The following is a 16,025-nucleotide window of genomic DNA, read 5'->3' on the forward strand; positions in this document are numbered from 1 at the left end:
TTTCAGTGGACGGGGGCGGCGTCGGCGGCCGCGAGCGCGGCGGCGGCGGTGACGTCGTCGTGGGCGGTCTCGCCGCGGAGGCGGGCGGCGACGAGGTCCTTGTACGCCCGGATCTCACCGGCGATGCGCTCTTCATCCCAGCCCAGCTCGGGGCCCACGAGGGACGCGATCTCCTCGGCCGCCGCGACGCCGCGGTCGCGGACCTCGGTTGACAGGCGCGTGCGGCGCTCGATGACGTCGTCCAGGTGGACGACGCCCTCGGCTCGGGCCGCGTAGACGATCTCGGCGCGCAGGTAGCGCGGCGCCTCGGCGAGAGGGACGCTCAGGGACGGGTCGCCGTCGATCAGGTCGAGCACATGGCGCAGGACGGTGCCGTAACGGAACAGGAGCCGGTCCACGCGGGCCTCGTCCAGGCCGTAGTCGGCGGCGATGCGGTCCGCCTCCGCCTCGATCTCCGAGTAGCCGAGGCCGCCGAGCACGGGGATGCGCTCGGTGAGGCTGGGACGGGTCGGGTGGGTCTTGCGCACCACGAAGTCCACGACGTCCTCGGCCATGGCCCGGTACGTGGTCCACTTGCCGCCGGCCACGGCGGTGAGGCCGGGGGCCACCTCGGTGACGGTGTGCTCACGGGAGATCTTGGTGGAGCCGCCGTCGGATCCGGTGACCGGCTGCAGGAGCGGGCGCAGGCCGGCGTACGTGGCGATCACGTCGTCACGCGTGAGGTCCTCCTTCAGCACCGCGTTGGCGTGCTCGAGGATGTAGTCGATGTCGTCCGCGGTGGTGGCCGGATGGGCCACGTCCTCCGCCCACGGGGTGTCCGTGGTGCCGATCACCCAGTACTCGTCCCACGGGATGAGGAACAGCACGGACTTCTCCGTCTTGGTGATCACGCCGGTGGCGGCGTCGGCGCGGATGCGGTCGCGCGGGACGGTGATGTGGGCGCCCTTGGAGGCGAGCACCTCGAGGCCGCCGTTGGCCCCGGCCAGCTCCTGCTGCTCCTGGGTCCACACGCCCCCGGCCAGGATGACGGCGCGCGCGTGCACGTCGAACTCCTCGCCGGAGGTCTCCTCGCGGACACGCACGCCCTGCACACGGCCGTCGTCGCCGCGCAGGTAGCCGGTGACGGCGGTGTAGTTGGCGGCCACGGCGCCGTGGTCCACGGCGGATCGCACGAGCATCATGGCCAGGCGGGCGTCGTCGAACTGGGCGTCGGCGTACTCCACCGCGCCGACGATCTTCTCGTCGTCGAGGGAGGGGAAGGTCGCGGCCATGGAGCGGCGGCTGAGATGGCGGTGCGCGCCCATCGCGCGGCGGCGGCCGAGCGACTGCATGGCGTCGTACATGGTGACGCCGGCGCCGATGAAGCCGCGGTCGATCACCTTGTGGAAGAACGGGAAGACGAAGCGCAGGGGACGCACCAGGTGGGGCGCGGTCTGGGTGAGCAGCAGGTCGCGCTCCCGCAGCGCCTCGTACACCAGCTTGACGTCCAGCATCTCGAGGTAGCGCAGGCCACCGTGCATGAGGCGGGAGGAGCGGGACGAGGTCCCGGAGGCCCAGTCGCGGGCCTCGACGATGCCCACGTCGAGGCCGCGGGTGGCCGCGTCGAACGCGGCGCCCACGCCGGTGGAGCCGCCGCCCACGACCAGGATGTCGAGGGGGGCCTCCGGGCTGGTGGCCCGGAGGCGGGCGAGGTGGTCCTCCCGCGTGGCGGCGGAGAGGGGGACGGTTCGCAGGGTCGGCATGGGGGGTTGCTCCTTTATCAGTGGAGGCACAGTGTAGTGGCGTGGCTCACGATACCCAGTATCAGCACGAGCCGAGGTCCATGATGTCACTCCCGGGCCGCGGGTATGCACGCGTCGGGTACGGTCTCGCGGAACCCGAGCCGCTCGAACAGCGGCACGTCGGCGCGCGTGGAGGTGGCTCGTCCCACACGCTCCTCGGGCTGTGGCACCTCACCCTGTTCCGCTGGAACGAGGGCGGAGCGCCTCGGGTGACGCGTGCCCTCGGGTGAGGCCCCGCCCCTACACTCCGACCATGGACATCACCGTCGGCGCCGTCGGCCGCGCCTCGCTCTCGGACTGGGAGCAGGAATGCTGCGGTGACTCGATCGCCGTGGGGGAAGTCCACGAGCTGATCCTGCTGCCCTCCCGGGGAGTGAGTCAGGCTGGGCCCCTGGCCTCTGCAGGCTGGGTCGTCACCCATCACGACGACGGCAGCCCCGCCGGGTCGATCCCGTTGCGTCGTGTGCGGGCCGTGGTGAGGGCGGCACACGAGGTGTGGCCCTCGGGGCGGCTCGCCGAGATCGACCGCGTCCCCGGCCACGCTGACCTGACGATCCTTGAGCCAGAGGAGGCCACCGGCCTCGGCTTGGGGGAGGTCGTCTACGTCGGCGCCTACGAGCCGGTGCTCCCCGAGACTCCCCGCCCTGACGAGTGGCTTCTCGACCTGGAGATCCTCGAGGACCTCGGTCCGCACACCTGGTGAGCCTCGCGAGTCCACCCCCTCACGGTCTCGAGCTGCATGGGGTGAGCGTAGAAGTCCGTTCGTCGTCATAGATGGCCCCTCACCCCCCGGTCGCTCGCGAGCATCGCGTAGACGAGGGTGTCCGTCCACTCGCCCTTGCTCCACAGGTCCTGCCGGTGGTGTGCCTCTCGACGCATCCCGAGCATCTCGGCCAGTCGGGCGGACGCCGTGTTGCGGGCATCCATCTGTGCCACCACCCGGTGCAGGCCAGACGTCTCGAACCCCAGGTCCAGCAGCGCAGCCGCGGCCTCCCGGGCGAAGCCTTGACCGGCATGCCGCGGATCCAGTGCCCAGCCGATCTCCGCGACACCGCGCTCGCGGTCCGTCAGCCACAGGATCACGTCACCCACGGGGACGCCCGCGTGCTCCACCACCAGGGACACCGCCCCGGACGGGCCGCCGAGGTCGTCCCACGTGATCCGCTTGGCCAGCTTCGCCCGCGCGGTCGCCTCGTCCCAGGGCTCGTCCAGCAGGTGGCGCACCACCTCGGGCTGCATGTACATCTCCTGCAACCAGCCGAAGTCGTCCTCCCGGTGCGGCCGCAGCGTCAGCCGCGCGGTCGGCAACGGCCAGTCAGGGGCGCGGCCGCCCGCAGCCGCGCCCTCCTTGCGCCCCGCCGGAGGCGGGGCGTCGACGTCGGCGGGGACCGGCGTCGTCGTGCCGGACGCCCAGTCCTGGCGCAACATTGCGTAGGCCACGGACGCGAGCGGCTCGCCGCCGTCCACGGGCCAGCCGCGCCGGTAGTGCGCCTCCTTGACCCAGCCGGCCCGGCGGAAGGTGCGCAGCATGGGGACGTTGTCCTCGCGGGTCTGGCCCTCGAAGCGGTCCACCGCGGGCATCGTCTCGAAGACGTGCCGGGTGAGCGCGGTGAGGATCTGCGCGCCGAGCCCGCGCCCGCGGAACCGCTCCGCCACGCGCAGGTCGAACAAGGGGGTGGGGTCCGTGAGGTCCTCCAGGCGCACCACGCCGACGCGGCCGTGCTCGGCGTGGTCGATCCAGAAGGTGCGGTGGTCCTCATCCTCCCAGGCGCCGCCATCGACGGCCTTCTCCGCCTCCGGCCGGGTGACGCGCGGGCGCGTGTGGAACGGCCACGCGTTCTCGGTGAGCAGGGCGACGAGCGCGTCCCGGTCGGCGCCTGCCGGGTCGAGCGGAGTGAAGGTGACGTCCATGGGGCCGAGAGTAGGGGAGGGGACGTCACCGCCGCCCGTTGTCGTGACCCCATGGCCACGCCCCTCCTCGACCTCGCGGCGCGCCGCGGCGTCGTCTTCCCGCTGCGCACCGAGCGGCTGACGCTCACCCCGTTCGCCGCCGACGACGCCCCCGCCGTCTTCGACTTCTGCCGCCTCGAGGAGGTGTGGACGTGGACGTCGGGGCGGGCTGGGTCCGCCGGCGAGCTTCGGGAGAGCTACCTCGCCGCCGGCGACCGACTGACAGTCCGCGCGGGCGAGGCGATCATCGGCGTGGGGAAGCTGGCCGTGCAGGACGCGTGGAGCCAGGGCGGCCCGCGCGAGGAGGCCCGCGACGCGCAGGCGGAGATCGGCTGGACCATCCACCCGACCCATGCCGGCCAGGGCTACGCCACCGAGCTCGCCGGCGCCCTGCTGAAGCTGGCCTTCACAGGCCTGGGCGTGCACCGCGTGGAGGCGGAGGCCTTCGCGGACAATGCGCCCAGCCTGCGCGTCATGGAGAAGGTCGGCCTGCGACACGAGGGCACCTTCCGGAAGGAGTCGCTGCACCTCACCCGCGGCTGGGTCGACGGCGTCACCTACGCGATGCTCGCCTCCGAGTTCCTCGCGCGAGTCTGAGCTGCCTTACCCCCCACCCCATAAACGTCCATGTCAGAGCGGGGGCAACGCACCGTAGCCGGTGTGCTCCGGCAGGTAGCGCCCCCTTCCGTCCCGCCGCATACCCCTGGGTGGACAACCCGATGCAGACTGTGACCGTCTCCTCCAGGAAAGGACAGGGCCATGGCACTCACCCAGCGCATCAAGGAGCTCCGCACCCGCAACGGGCTCTCCCAGGCCGCGCTCGTGGACCGGCTGCACGTCTCCCGGCAGGCGGTGACGAAGTGGGAGGCGGGACGCGGCATCCCCGGCGTGGACAACCTGCGGGCGATGGCAGCCCTGTTCGGCGTCAGCGTGGACCATCTGCTGGACGGCACCGGGGACGGCGCGGCACCCGCCGTGCTTCGGCATCCCGTGGACGTCGCCTCCCTCGAGCCGTACAAGCCGGCCGGTCGATCCCTGGGCGCGAAGAGTCACCGGGCCGTGCGCGAGGCCTTCCCTGACGCGGTCATCTACCCCCTCGCGCGGATGCGGTCCAATAACCGGGTGCAGGAGTTCCTCGAGTGGGGGCTGATGCTCGCCTTCGACATCCCCTACGGACTCTTCGGTCTCAGCGACAGCCTCAGCAACCGGGACGCCTACTACCTGGTGGAGGAGAAGAACCGCCATGTGCTCGCTCGCGTCACGCCCAAGGCCGTCGAGGGCAAGGAGGTGCCGGAACCCGTCGAGGGCCGCACGTTCACCGTCGGGGCGGACCGGTTCCGTCGAACGAGCCGGCCCCTCTGACCAGGCCGAGGCTGGCGAACTGCTCCTCCGGTCGCTGCCCCGGCCCTGGATGTGGAGGTCATTGTGGGCTCGGCCCCGGGCGTTCACCTCCGTGCCGCGGGGCAGGGCGCCGACGTCTAGCGAGTTCCTCGCGCATGCAGCCCGCGTGCAGTCTGGTCCCGTTGACCTGACCGGGGGGGCGTACCACTGCATCTGCCGGCCCGATGTCGCAGCCCGTGGCGACCGTTCAACCTCACGCCGGAGGCCGCTGCCCGCAGGAGCCGGGCCACGTCGTCGCGGCCGCGCCCGACACGGACGGGTCTCGGCCTCGGCGGAGTCGCTGTGAGGCGCGGCCTGCTCTCACTGGTGCGGCAGCAGCGGTCTGCGAAGATCGACGCGCTGAGTATGCAAGGTGAGAGCGAGGAAGGAGTGGCGATGAGCGCATGGGTGGTCCGCGCGGGACAGCGGGGGGAGAACGAGCACTGGAACATCGAGCACGGGCGCGTGAGCGTGGGCTGGCCGGAGGTCGGTGACCTCTCGCCCGCCACATCCCGGGAGGACGTCCGCCGTCGCGTGGAGGAGGCCTACCCCGGCGACGGCGCCGCCCGCTGGGCCAACTACACCGGCCAGCTCTGGGCGTTCCGGGACTCCATCCGCCCGGGTGACCTCGTCATCCTGCCGCTGAAGACCAAGCCCGGCTACGTGCAGTTCGGACGCGTCACCGGCGCGTACGCCCACGACGCGGCCGAGGCTGGCTGGCACCGCAGCCACTCCCTGCCGGTGGACTGGCTGGGGGAGCCGGTCTCCAAGACCGTGGTGGGCCAGGACCTCGTCCACACCCTCAATGGCAGCCTCACCGTGTTCCAGCCGAGCCGGAACGACGCCGAACGCCGACTCGAGGCCATCGCTCGAGGAAAGCCCGACCCCGGGTTCACAGAGGGGCTGCCCCGTCCGGTGGCGACCCCCGCCGACCACACCACCACCGAGGTGACGGACCCCGAGACGGCACCGACCGTCGTCGCCATCCGAGACCGTATCCGCGCCCATGTGGCCGGGGAGTTCCGCGAGCACGAGCTGACCCACCTGGTCGCGGAGATCCTCACGGTGCTCGGCTTTAGGTGTGAAGTCTCGCCACCCGGGCCCGACGGCGGCGTGGACATCATCGCGGGCACCGGACCCTTGGGGCTGGACGCGCCGACGCTGATCGTGGAGGTGAAGTCCGAGCCGACCCCGATCGGTTCCCGGGTGCTGCGGGGGCTGCACTCTGCGATGACACAGCACCGGGCGGATCAGGCGCTCCTCGTGGCCTGGGGTGGGGTGACTCGACCCGCAGAGCTGGAGTTCAAACGCGACCGTACGACTATGCGCATCTGGGACGCCGACGCGCTGCTCGATCAGCTCTTCCTCACCTACGACCGGCTGCCGGCCTCCACGCGGGCGCGGATCCCGCTGCAGCAGGTGTGGGTGCTGGAGGACGAGGGGTGACGGCGCCCGAGGTGCTGGTGGCCGAGGCGCGGGAGGCGCTGCTGAACGGGCCGGTGTTCCGAGTGGAGCGGGCTGAGACCGCGCCTGGTGGCGTCAAGGCCGTCACAGCGGACGGTGTGGAGTTTCCGAAGGGGCGCGGTCTGTACGCGATCTCCGAGGTGACACCGTCGTGTGTGGAGGCCGGGACGCTGGACGCGCCGGTCGGCCCCGGCGGCCTGCTCTACGTCGGCAAGGCGGAGAAGAGCCTGACGCGGCGCGATGTGCGGCAGCACTTCGGGACCGGGAAGACCGGGCGGTCCACCGTGCGGAGGTCGTTCGCCGCGCTGCTGCGGGACGAGCTGGGACTGGTACCCGTCCCACGGGCGACGGCATCAGCGACCTCGACGGCGCCGTCCACGTTCGCATTGACGGAGGAGTCGGACCTGCGGATGACCACCTGGATGACCGAGCACCTGGCCCTGCGCGTCTGGACTCCGCCGTCCAACGTGGTGCTGGCCGCCGTAGAACGCGAGGTGATCGCGGACCTGAACCCGCCCCTGAATCTGACCCATGCCGGCCCGCGGCCGCGGTTGAAGGCAGCGCGGAAGGCGATGGTGGAGGCCGCCGCGACTCAGTTCGACCAGCCGTGATCCCTGGCCTCTGGGCCAGGCGACCGGACAGAGCGTATCGACGGCGTCGTGGTGGACGCCGACTTCCCGTGGGGACGGCGAGTCGTCCGCAGAGCCCTTCCCGGGGTGGAGGAATGCGGTACTTTCGGTGGCATGACCGCATGTATTCCCGTTCCCCTGCAGATGGCATTCGACCGGTGGGTCGCGGCCGGCAGGCCCAAGGACGCGCCCATTGTGTGGCGAAAGCCCTCGTGGGAGAAGGCGTTGGCCCATGCCACCCCCGTCCGGGAACTGCTGGGCGGATGGCCCGCAGACCTGAACGGGGACCCGTTGACGCGCGAGAAAGTCACGGAGTCCGCCGGGAAGGTCACCGCCGATGACCGTGCCGCACAGCTGACGGCTTTCCTCGCAGCGATGGTCTGGGGCTACGGCCGTGTGGGCTACGGCCCCTCGCGCGTCGCAAAGATGCTGGCAGAGCCGCGCTTCCTGGATGACCTCGCGGAGCTGACGCGCGTGACCCTGGCGGAGGGCGGGGTGGCGGGATACCAGCGTGTACGGGACGCTCGCTACGGCGAGCCGAGAGACCGGGGGTTCCTGAAGCACCTGGGTCCGGCCTTCGGCACCAAATACATCTACTTCCTCACCAAGGCCCAGCCGGTGGAGGGCCAGGTTGCACCCGTGCTCGATTCGGTCGTCCGCATGTGGTTCCGGAAGAACGTCGACGACGAGGCCACGAACGTGGAGATCGGCGCCGGCTGGGGCTACGCCGAGCGATACGCGACCTACGTGAAGACCATGCAAGCCTGGGCCGAAAAACTCGGCATTGCCGCCGACGACGTCGAACGACTCATCTTTGCCAGCCGCCAAGCCGAAGTCGGCGGCGGGTGGGCCGAATCGTGGTCCGATGCGTCCCCGACCAGCGCGCAGGAGCTTCTGGAGCATCTCGGGGCTCAGATCGCCGCCCTGGGCCTCCAGGACGAGGCGGAGACGCACCTCGAGGCGATCGCTGATCTGCTGGCGGAGACCACCGAAGACGACGCCGACGGACCCGCGCACCATTGACCTGCTCGCCGCCGTCGCCCACCTCGGTGGCGGACCTGCCGCCCGGGTGTGGGCCGAGGGGCTCGAGGAGACGGACGCCGGCTGGGTGCCACGCTTCGACGTCGACGTGCTGGCGGCCGCCCTGCGGCCCGTCCACGCGCGGCCCCGGTGGGAGGAATGGGGGCAGATCACCGCGCCAACCCTGCTGATCACCGGGGAGAACGGGTACGTGCCCGCCGGAGAGCTGGACGAGATGCGGCGGCGCCCGGATGTGCGGCACGTGCAGGTGCCCGGCGCGGGGCACGACGTGCACCTGGAGGCGCCGGAGCGGGTGGCTGAGCTCGTGCGGGGGTTCGCGGCCTGATTGATCTGGGGCAGGATCACCCCATGGACCACAAGCAGATCCTCCACGGCGGGCTGCGCCGCCAGCGTGCGGCCCTCCTGCACAAGCTCGAGGGCCTCAGCGAGCGCGACGCCCGCCTGCCGCGCACTCCCACCGGCACCAGCCTGCTGGGACTGGTCAAGCACGTCGCTGTCATCGAGCTGGAGTACTTCGGCGAGACGTTCGGCCGCCCCGCTGAGGTGCAGCTGCCCTGGGCGGCGGCGGGGCAGCCGGAGGAGGACAACGTGGACATGTTCGCCGCCGAGGGTGAGTCCCTCGAGGACGTCCTCGAGTTCGCCCGCCGCTGCTTCGCCCACGCGGACGCGACCATCACGACCCTCGACGCCGACGCCCCCGGGCGGGTGGCGTGGTGGCCCGACGACAAGGCGGAGGTCACGCTCGCGCAGATCATCGCGCACGTCGCCCTGGACGAGGCCCGGCACGCCGGCCACGCGGACATCCTGCGGGAGCAGATCGACGGGCAGGCCGGCCTGCGCGCCCCGGGGAACAACCTGCCCCCGTGGGACGCCGACCGCTGGGCCGCCCACGTGGGCCGTCTGACCGCCATCGCGGAGGGGAGCGGCAGGCCGGGCCGGAACTGAAGGCACATGCCTCCCGTACCCGACCTGCCCGCCTGCCTCGAGCACCTCGGCGCGGCCTTCGGCACCAAGTACCTCTACTTCCTCACCAAGGCCCACCGGGAGTCCGACATCGCCCCCGTCCTCGAATCCGTGGTGCGCGCCTGGTTCGCCGAGCATGTGAGATGTGGTGGGCTCGGACTTCCCGTGGGACTGCTGGTCGGGTGAGACCACGCTGCAGGCGGCACTGGCCGAGTCCCTGGAGCAGCTCCTCTCTACGTTTGCGGGGGAATCCCGCACCTGACCCGCACAGAACCCGACTGACAGCCGGTTCCCCCTCCAGGCAGGATGGCCCCATGACGCGCCTGCTCCCCGGGGACTCCCCCACGCTCGACCTCGCACCGGAGGACCCCGCCGACCTCCTCGCCCGCCTGCGCGCGGTTGGCGTCGAGATGAACGCGTCCGCCGAGCAGTTGATCGCCGACGCGTGGGTGCGCGTCGACGCGCCGATCCGAGTGACCGTCGTCGAGCGCACGCTCGCCGAGCTCGGCTTGCCCGACGGCGGCACCCTCCCCGAGCTGCGGCGAGCGGTTGAGGCGGCGGGCCTGCGGGAGTGCCCGCCCACCGTCGCCCCGCTGCTGCGCATGGCCACCCTGGACCAGGCGAACGCGCCGGACTCCGTGCTTCGGCACGGCCGCGCGCCCGACGGCTCCGCGCATGTGCTCAGCCCGTCCCTCGGCGACGAGCCCGGCGTGCACCGCGGCCTGTACCTGCGCGTGGTGGACCACGTCCCGAGGCTGCGCGGCTTCACGTGCGATGACCTCCATGTCTTTGGCCCCGAGGACCGCTGGATTCTGGCGCTGTGAGGGGCGCGGCCGGGTGCCCAGACCGCTCCACCGGCCCGGCATCGGCACGGACTTCTCAGGTGCTACACTGAACCCACTACATCCCCCACGCCTCTCCACGATGCGCACTTGGGGGATTTTTCTTTGCCTGGCGCTGCTTCGTGCCGGAACGGGAGGGTGAAGTGGGACGGACCATGCGGGCACGGGGGTCGGAGACCTTCACGAAGCCCCCGCTCTCCCACGAGCGGATGCTCGAGCAGCTTGAGAGCCGGGGGCTCGTGGTTCCGGACCGGGACCGCGCTCTCCGATACCTGCGGCACCTCGGGTACTACCGGCTCTCCCCCTACACGATCCCCTTCCAGGCGGAGCGATCCACTCACACCTTCGCCCCCGGTGCCGAGTTCGACGACGTCCTGGACCTGTACGTCTTCGATCGCAAGCTGCGGCTTCATTGCCTCGACGCCCTCGAGCGTGTGGAAGTCGCGGTCCGCGCAGCCCTGACCGACCACATGTCCACGACCTATGACGACGCCCACTGGTACATCGACGCCGCGCACTTCCGCGACCGACAGCGGCACGCTGACCTCCTCGACGTCGTCCGCCGTCTGGTACGGAGCCGGCTGCTGGGGTTGGCCGAGTCCGGTCATGACCGGATCCACCACCCCTCGGCGCTGGAGCACTACCTGATGACCTATCGGAAGCCGGAGCTGCCCCCGTCCTGGCTCATGGTGGAGTCCCTGACCATCGGGCAGCTGGCGGGCCTGTACCGCAACCTCGCGCGTCGCTCAGATCGTGTGGCGGTGGCGGCCAGCGTGGGGTCGACCGACACGGTGCTCACCTCGTGGCTGCAGGTCTACGTGCGCGTGCGGAACATCTGCGCCCACCACGGCCGCCTCTGGAATGTGGGCCTCGGCGTGACCCCCATGATCCCCAAGTCACCCGCCATCTCGTGGCTCTCCGGTGCCGAGGCCGTTCCCGAGGCGTCCCGCCAGCGTCTGTACCCGGTGCTCGTCTCGCTCCAGTCCCTTCTGGACACGGTCTCGCCGCGCAGCCGCTGGGCCGACCGCCTGTACGAGCTCCTGCATGACAGGCCCGAGATGAACCTCCACGGGATGGGCGTTCCGGTGGGCTGGTCCTCGGATCCGTTCTGGTCTCGTCACCTCCGATGAGCGCGGCCAGTGCGGGAGTCCTTCATCCCAGGGAGACGGCCGCGGCCCGCCGCCGTCGTCGGGAGGATCCGTAGGCTGGCGGCCCATGAGGATCGAAATGGAGAGGTTCCGCGTCCGCGCCGGCAAGGAGGAGCGTGCCCGCGAGTGGATCGCGTTCCTGCGGGAGAACCCCGAGGCGTTCCGCGAGACCGTGGAGCCCGAGCGGATGTACGTGGAGACGATCTTCTCCGAGACCGTCGGGGACGCCCTGTATCTGTGGTGGTACACCCTCCAGGGCGAGGACGGTGCCGAGCTCAGCGACTCCACCCACTGGCTCGACGAGCGCCACGCCGCCTACTGGCGCGAGTGCATCGACCCCGACGAGCCCAGCCTGCTGCTCATTCCCGAGGTGCACATGAGCCCCGAGCGGCTCGAGGATCCCACGCGGCCGCTGGGGGAGTGAGGCGGGCGCGCAGAACCCGGCTGACAGCCGGTTTATCTCCCCGGCATCATGACCCCATGACCCCCTCGCCCTTCACCGTGGTCGCTGGCACGTTCTACCGTGCCGTGGACGCCCGGTTCGTCGATAGCGCCCTTCGCGGCTCCCGCTCCGCCGGTCGGTACTCGCCACCGGACGCACCCACGCTCTACCTCAGCTCCTCACCGGAAGGAGTGGACGCGGCCATGGTTGCTCACACGGACGCGACCACCCCGCCGCGCGAGCTGCTGACCTTCGACGTTCATGCCGAACGGATCGTGGATCTGCGCGACGCCGAGGCGCTCGCGGCCCTCGGCGTCGACCTCGCCGACGCCATGGCCCCGTGGAAGCCGGCCGTGGAAGTGGGGGAGGAGCCATCGTCGTGGGCGGTCCGCCGACGCCTGGAGGAGGCCGGCGCACACGGGCTGATCGACCCGTCCCGCACCGCCCCCGGGCTGTGGCACCTCACCCTGTTCCGCTGGAACGAGGGCGGCGCGCCCCGGGTGACGCGCACGTTGTGACGCGAACGGCTCCCCTCGGACGTTCAATCCCCGCGGCTACTCTGGTCCCATGTCCGCCATCTTCGACCACCTGCGTTCCGACGACGGCGAGCACGTCGGCTACATCGAGATGGTCGGTGACCTCTTCGTGCCGCACGACCTCCTCCACCGACGCCGAGGCGAGCCCATGGAACTGCACGAGGCTGAGGCTGTCCTCGACACGATCGGCTTGCGTGCGCTCGCTGAGGACTGGCTGCTCGACCCGGCCGACGGCATCGGCGAACCCGTGCGGGTGCGCATCCAGGAGGTCACGCGCACGCAGGTGACCATCGCACCCACGGTGGACGGCGCCGTCGGGGAGGTCGCCAAGAGCATCGACCCCGCCGCGAGCATCACCCTGACCCTGCCCGCGGAGCGGCTGCGCCCGGCGGGGTGAAAGGGGGCGCGAGAGGAGCTACGGGGCGTTTCGCGCACCAAAGATGCTCAAAGTTATGGCAAGCATGAGCGAACGATGGTTCATCGCTCCATAACTATGGATACTTATGGCATGGATCTTGGACCTCTCCTCGCCGCGGGCGAGACCCTGGACGTCGAGTTCAAGCGACGGCTGGGGAAGGACGACCTCTACCAGGCCGTCGTCTGCATGGCGAACGGAACCGGGGGCCTGATCCTCGTCGGTGTTGATGACGACGGCACCGTCGTCGGGGCGACGGGGGACCACGGCGGCCCTGTGGACGCAGACCTCTTGGCTGGACGCATCCAGAACGGCATCGAGCCACCGTTGAGCGTGGACGTCGAGGTGGTCCCCTGGGAGGGCAAAGACGTGGCGGTCATCACCGTCCCCCAGGCGAAGTCCTCGTTCGTCGGTACGCGCAAGGGGCTGTTCGTCAAGCGCCTCGTGGGGCCGGACGGTCGCCCCGCGTGCATGCCGATGACACCGATGGACGTCCTGCGGGCCGGGTTCGACGGGATCGGGCTGGACTATGCCCGGGCGGAAGCGCGCGGAGCAGAGTGGGCACACCTCGATCCAGGCGAGTTCGATCGGTTCCGGCGGCTCGCCGCCCAGTCCGCCGGCGACAAAGGGCTGGCGGAGCTCGCCGATGCGGAGCTGCTGCGGGCGTTGGACCTCCTCACCCCCGACGGCGGCATCAGCCTCGGCGCGATTCTTGTCTTCGGCACGTCAGAGGCCCTGCGCCGGTGGGCGCCCACCGCAGAAGTCCTCTTCCAGGACTCCCGGCCCCATGGTCTAGAGGCAAACGAAGACCTGCTGCTTCCCCTGTTGAGTGCATTCGAGGAGATCGAGGCGCGCTTGGCACTGCGGAACTCCGTCACACCCGTAGAGGTGGGTCTCGTCCGTGTGGATGTCCCCCTGTTGTCAGAGAGTGTGCGACGCGAGTCGATCGCCAATGCACTGGTACACCGCGACTACGCCGAAGTGGGGCCGATTCAGGTGACCTTCACCGGGGCGACGTTCTCGGTCGCGAGTCCTGGCGGGTTCCCTCGCGACGTCTCACCGGTCAACATCCTGAATCGCTCGGCTCCCCGCAGCCCCGCCCTGGCGAACGTGTTCAAGCGCGCCGGTCTCGTCGAGCGCAGGGGAAAAGGCGTGCAGGACATGTTCGCCTCGCAGCTCCGCGCCGGCCGTGGCGCACCGGACTACGGCCGTTCCACGCAGCGGTCCGTGATCGTCGACGTCCCCTTGGATGACGAGGACAGGGAGTTGCTGATCTTCCTTGCCCGCAGGCAGAACGAGGGTCAGCGCGCACTGACACTGACAGAGCTGCGAATGGTCCACGAGATCAAGCACGGAGGGCCTGCCAGCTCGGCGGATGTGGCGGAGTGGCTTCGACTTCCCGTGACGGACGTGCGCGGAGCGGCTACCGCGCTCGTCGAGGCCGGCGTCCTGGAGGCGCGTGGGAACGGCCGGGCGCAGCGGTACATGCTGACCGCGCGGTTCTACGAGCTGGCCGAAGACCGAGCCGCCTACCTGCGCCTGCGTCCGGTCGACCGAATCCAGCAGCGGCGGCTGATCGCTGACTACGTCCGCGAGTTCGGGTCCATTACCCGAAGCAAGGCCGCTGAACTGTGCCAGATCGCGCCCACGGCAGCGAGAGCGGTGCTCAAGAGCATGACGGAAGAAGGCCTCCTCGAATTGCGTGGGGAGCGGCGCGCAGCGCACTACGTGCTCCCGGGCTCGTAGCAGTGTGCCCGGCCGCGCGCGCCGAGGCGATCGCGCGGCTCAGCAGTGTCCGTGCACAATGATGGCTCTTACGCAACGATCGATCCATATCGTTGCGTAGGATGCCCGTATGGGTACGGATCGGACTACCAGTACGGCCATCGGCTCGGAGGAGCGCCCCTGGACCGCGGACCCCGACGACGCCGGCATCCTTACCCGCCGCGCTCGCGTGCGTGCAGCAGGCCCATATCGAGCCGCGCTCCCGGCCCGCATCGCCCAACTCGGGCTCGACCTGCCCTCCGATCTGGCGACCGAGGTCGAGGAGGCGACGGCCGCCGTCGTGCGCTTCGACGCCGAGATCGGCCACGCCCTCCCGGGGCTCACCGGCGAGATCGCCCCGATCGACGCGGTGCTCCTGCGCACTGAGTCCGCGTCCTCCTCGCAGATCGAGCACATCACCGCGGGCGCGCGAGCCCTCGCCCTGGCGACTCTCGGCGAACGCACCCGCCCGAACGCAGCGCTCGTGGCGGCGAACATGAGGGCCATGGGCGCTGCCTCCCGGTTGGCCGCCGACCTCGACGAGCCCGCCCTGCTGGCCGCCCATCGTGCCCTCATGGACGGTCAGGAGCATGCCCGGCCGGGCGCCTACCGCGATGCGCAGGGGTGGATCGGGGGCGGGGTGCCCACGCCGCACACGGCGCAGTTCGTCCCGCCCCACCCGGAGCGCCTGCGTGCCGGGATGGACGATCTCTTCGCCTATCTGCGACGCACGGACGTACCCGCCCTCGTGCAGGCCGCCATCGCGCACGCCCAGTTCGAGACCATCCACCCGTTCGCGGACGGCAACGGCCGCACCGGGCGCGTCCTCGTGCACGCCGTGTTGCACCGGGCCGGCGCGATCACCCGTATGGGGGTGCCCCTCTCCGCGGGACTCCTCACGGACACGGCCGGATACTTCGACGCCCTCACCGCCTACCGCGACGGCGACCCCGCGCCCATCGTGCGCCGCTTCGCACAGGCCGCCCTGGCCGCCGTCGGCAACGGCCGAGAGCTCGTCGCGGACCTGGACGAGGCCCTGACCGGCTGGCGCGAGCGGCTCACCGCCCGGCGGGACGCGGCGGTCTGGCGGGCGCTCGCGGTGATCATCGCGCAACCCGCCGTGACCGTGGACCATCTGGCCCAGGCGCTGGGTGTCTCGCGCCCGGCCGCCCAGCGGGCCGTGGACCAGCTTGTCGAGGCCGGCGCTCTGCAGGCCGTGTCCGCTCAGCGTCGGAACCGGGTGTGGCTGGCCACCGAGGTGCTCGCCTGCCTGGACGAGTTCGCCGCGCGTGCGGGCCGGCGGGGTTGACCGGGTGTGGACTACCGGGCTGACCAGCCTCATGCCGCGTGTAGTGTCCCGGCCATCCGGGCGGGCGTCGGGTTGCGGGCGTCCATCTGCGCCACCACCCGGTGCAGGCCGTACGTCTCGAACCCCAGGTCCAGCTGGGACACCGATCCGGCAGGGCCGGCGAGGCCGTCCTCCCGGTACGGGCGCAGCGTCAGCCGCGCGGTGTGCAACGGCCAGTCAGGGGCGGGGCCGCCCGCAACCGCGTACTCCCCGCGCACCCCTGACCGGCACAGGACTCGGCTGACAGCCGTCCCGCATGCCCGCTTCGACAGGCGCCGGCATCTTATGCCCCTCCCCACCCGGCCCCTTCCGAGTCCGACAC

19 protein-coding genes are annotated in these 16,025 nt (G+C 71.0%); 16 read left to right on the forward strand and 3 right to left on the reverse strand.

Features of this window, described 5'->3' with window-relative positions:
* Positions 1-2: 2 nt before the first annotated feature.
* Positions 3-1,742 (reverse strand): glycerol-3-phosphate dehydrogenase/oxidase, encoded by a 1,740-nt coding sequence (locus ACUJ8O_RS02960; protein ID WP_095346735.1) that lies wholly within the window; start codon positions 1,740-1,742, stop codon positions 3-5.
* Positions 1,743-2,034: 292 nt separating this feature from the next.
* Here ACUJ8O_RS02960 and ACUJ8O_RS02965 point away from each other — a divergent pair, with 292 nt between their 5' ends.
* Complete coding sequence (locus ACUJ8O_RS02965; RefSeq protein WP_043275869.1) at positions 2,035-2,484, forward strand: hypothetical protein; 450 nt, start codon at positions 2,035-2,037, stop codon at positions 2,482-2,484.
* A gap of 65 nt (positions 2,485-2,549) precedes the next feature.
* Here the strand turns inward: ACUJ8O_RS02965 and ACUJ8O_RS02970 are convergent, their stop codons facing one another.
* A complete protein-coding gene (locus ACUJ8O_RS02970) occupies positions 2,550-3,692 on the reverse strand; it encodes a GNAT family N-acetyltransferase (protein WP_445373129.1) in 1,143 nt (380 codons plus the stop codon).
* Between the two features lie 51 nt (positions 3,693-3,743).
* On the opposite strand from ACUJ8O_RS02970, the gene ACUJ8O_RS02975 reads away from it, so the two are divergent.
* The 15 genes from ACUJ8O_RS02975 to ACUJ8O_RS03045 all read left to right on the forward strand — a co-directional run bounded on the left by ACUJ8O_RS02975 (position 3,744) and on the right by ACUJ8O_RS03045 (position 15,664).
* Entirely contained in the window at positions 3,744-4,328 is a 585-nt protein-coding gene (locus ACUJ8O_RS02975; RefSeq protein WP_170747877.1) for a GNAT family N-acetyltransferase, read from the forward strand.
* A 162-nt stretch (positions 4,329-4,490) separates the two neighbouring features.
* On the forward strand, positions 4,491-5,093 hold the full coding sequence (locus ACUJ8O_RS02980) for a helix-turn-helix domain-containing protein (protein ID WP_170747876.1): 603 nt from the start codon (positions 4,491-4,493) through the stop codon (positions 5,091-5,093).
* Between the two features lie 414 nt (positions 5,094-5,507).
* Positions 5,508-6,557 (forward strand): restriction endonuclease, encoded by a 1,050-nt coding sequence (locus ACUJ8O_RS02985; RefSeq protein WP_170747875.1) that lies wholly within the window; start codon positions 5,508-5,510, stop codon positions 6,555-6,557.
* Entirely contained in the window at positions 6,554-7,186 is a 633-nt protein-coding gene (locus ACUJ8O_RS02990; RefSeq protein ID WP_445373130.1) for a GIY-YIG nuclease family protein, read from the forward strand. Before ACUJ8O_RS02985 ends, ACUJ8O_RS02990 begins: the two co-directional genes overlap by 4 nt.
* A 132-nt stretch (positions 7,187-7,318) precedes the next feature.
* A complete protein-coding gene (locus ACUJ8O_RS02995; protein ID WP_170747873.1) occupies positions 7,319-8,227 on the forward strand; it encodes an 8-oxoguanine DNA glycosylase OGG fold protein in 909 nt (302 codons plus the stop codon).
* 1 nt (position 8,228) lies between these two features.
* On the forward strand, positions 8,229-8,570 hold the full coding sequence (locus ACUJ8O_RS03000; RefSeq protein WP_445373153.1) for an alpha/beta fold hydrolase: 342 nt from the start codon (positions 8,229-8,231) through the stop codon (positions 8,568-8,570).
* Between the two features lie 23 nt (positions 8,571-8,593).
* Complete coding sequence (locus tag ACUJ8O_RS03005) at positions 8,594-9,190, forward strand: DinB family protein (RefSeq protein WP_445373131.1); 597 nt, start codon at positions 8,594-8,596, stop codon at positions 9,188-9,190.
* A gap of 6 nt (positions 9,191-9,196) precedes the next feature.
* Positions 9,197-9,394 carry an 8-oxoguanine DNA glycosylase OGG fold protein gene (locus ACUJ8O_RS03010; protein ID WP_170747871.1) on the forward strand — a complete coding sequence of 66 codons (198 nt, stop codon included), beginning with the start codon at positions 9,197-9,199 and terminating at the stop codon, positions 9,392-9,394.
* A 128-nt stretch (positions 9,395-9,522) separates the two neighbouring features.
* Entirely contained in the window at positions 9,523-10,032 is a 510-nt protein-coding gene (locus ACUJ8O_RS03015; RefSeq protein WP_170747870.1) for a hypothetical protein, read from the forward strand.
* A 173-nt stretch (positions 10,033-10,205) separates the two neighbouring features.
* Positions 10,206-11,180 (forward strand): Abi family protein, encoded by a 975-nt coding sequence (locus ACUJ8O_RS03020; RefSeq protein ID WP_170747869.1) that lies wholly within the window; start codon positions 10,206-10,208, stop codon positions 11,178-11,180.
* 85 nt (positions 11,181-11,265) lie between these two features.
* Complete coding sequence (locus ACUJ8O_RS03025) at positions 11,266-11,622, forward strand: DUF6176 family protein (RefSeq protein ID WP_170747868.1); 357 nt, start codon at positions 11,266-11,268, stop codon at positions 11,620-11,622.
* Positions 11,623-11,678: 56 nt separating this feature from the next.
* A complete protein-coding gene (locus ACUJ8O_RS03030) occupies positions 11,679-12,158 on the forward strand; it encodes an RES family NAD+ phosphorylase (protein ID WP_170747867.1) in 480 nt (159 codons plus the stop codon).
* 49 nt (positions 12,159-12,207) lie between these two features.
* Complete coding sequence (locus ACUJ8O_RS03035) at positions 12,208-12,573, forward strand: serine/threonine protein phosphatase (RefSeq protein ID WP_088477507.1); 366 nt, start codon at positions 12,208-12,210, stop codon at positions 12,571-12,573.
* Between the two features lie 111 nt (positions 12,574-12,684).
* Positions 12,685-14,337, forward strand: coding sequence for a DNA glycosylase AlkZ-like family protein (locus ACUJ8O_RS03040; RefSeq protein WP_170747866.1), 1,653 nt, complete (start codon positions 12,685-12,687; stop codon positions 14,335-14,337).
* A 109-nt stretch (positions 14,338-14,446) separates the two neighbouring features.
* A complete protein-coding gene (locus ACUJ8O_RS03045) occupies positions 14,447-15,664 on the forward strand; it encodes a Fic family protein (RefSeq protein WP_170747865.1) in 1,218 nt (405 codons plus the stop codon).
* A 29-nt stretch (positions 15,665-15,693) separates the two neighbouring features.
* Here the strand turns inward: ACUJ8O_RS03045 and ACUJ8O_RS03050 are convergent, their stop codons facing one another.
* Positions 15,694-15,873, reverse strand: coding sequence for a hypothetical protein (locus ACUJ8O_RS03050; protein ID WP_240967101.1), 180 nt, complete (start codon positions 15,871-15,873; stop codon positions 15,694-15,696).
* Between the last annotated feature and the right edge of the window lie 152 nt (positions 15,874-16,025).

This window comes from Micrococcus sp. EWR3.9.1, from assembly GCF_052615555.1.

What these genes read in the sequence shown, in the direction of transcription:
- ACUJ8O_RS02960 (WP_095346735.1), bottom strand. Translation starts at nt 1,742, where the DNA reads ATGCCGACCCTGCGAACCGTCCCCCTCTCCGCCGCCACGCGGGAGGAC.
- ACUJ8O_RS02965 (WP_043275869.1), top strand. Translation starts at nt 2,035, where the DNA reads ATGGACATCACCGTCGGCGCCGTCGGCCGCGCCTCGCTCTCGGACTGG.
- ACUJ8O_RS02970 (WP_445373129.1), bottom strand. Translation starts at nt 3,692, where the DNA reads ATGGACGTCACCTTCACTCCGCTCGACCCGGCAGGCGCCGACCGGGAC.
- ACUJ8O_RS02975 (WP_170747877.1), top strand. Translation starts at nt 3,744, where the DNA reads ATGGCCACGCCCCTCCTCGACCTCGCGGCGCGCCGCGGCGTCGTCTTC.
- ACUJ8O_RS02980 (WP_170747876.1), top strand. Translation starts at nt 4,491, where the DNA reads ATGGCACTCACCCAGCGCATCAAGGAGCTCCGCACCCGCAACGGGCTC.
- ACUJ8O_RS02985 (WP_170747875.1), top strand. Translation starts at nt 5,508, where the DNA reads ATGAGCGCATGGGTGGTCCGCGCGGGACAGCGGGGGGAGAACGAGCAC.
- ACUJ8O_RS02995 (WP_170747873.1), top strand. Translation starts at nt 7,319, where the DNA reads ATGACCGCATGTATTCCCGTTCCCCTGCAGATGGCATTCGACCGGTGG.
- ACUJ8O_RS03005 (WP_445373131.1), top strand. Translation starts at nt 8,594, where the DNA reads ATGGACCACAAGCAGATCCTCCACGGCGGGCTGCGCCGCCAGCGTGCG.
- ACUJ8O_RS03010 (WP_170747871.1), top strand. Translation starts at nt 9,197, where the DNA reads ATGCCTCCCGTACCCGACCTGCCCGCCTGCCTCGAGCACCTCGGCGCG.
- ACUJ8O_RS03015 (WP_170747870.1), top strand. Translation starts at nt 9,523, where the DNA reads ATGACGCGCCTGCTCCCCGGGGACTCCCCCACGCTCGACCTCGCACCG.
- ACUJ8O_RS03020 (WP_170747869.1), top strand. Translation starts at nt 10,206, where the DNA reads ATGCGGGCACGGGGGTCGGAGACCTTCACGAAGCCCCCGCTCTCCCAC.
- ACUJ8O_RS03025 (WP_170747868.1), top strand. Translation starts at nt 11,266, where the DNA reads ATGAGGATCGAAATGGAGAGGTTCCGCGTCCGCGCCGGCAAGGAGGAG.
- ACUJ8O_RS03030 (WP_170747867.1), top strand. Translation starts at nt 11,679, where the DNA reads ATGACCCCCTCGCCCTTCACCGTGGTCGCTGGCACGTTCTACCGTGCC.
- ACUJ8O_RS03035 (WP_088477507.1), top strand. Translation starts at nt 12,208, where the DNA reads ATGTCCGCCATCTTCGACCACCTGCGTTCCGACGACGGCGAGCACGTC.
- ACUJ8O_RS03040 (WP_170747866.1), top strand. Translation starts at nt 12,685, where the DNA reads ATGGATCTTGGACCTCTCCTCGCCGCGGGCGAGACCCTGGACGTCGAG.
- ACUJ8O_RS03045 (WP_170747865.1), top strand. Translation starts at nt 14,447, where the DNA reads ATGGGTACGGATCGGACTACCAGTACGGCCATCGGCTCGGAGGAGCGC.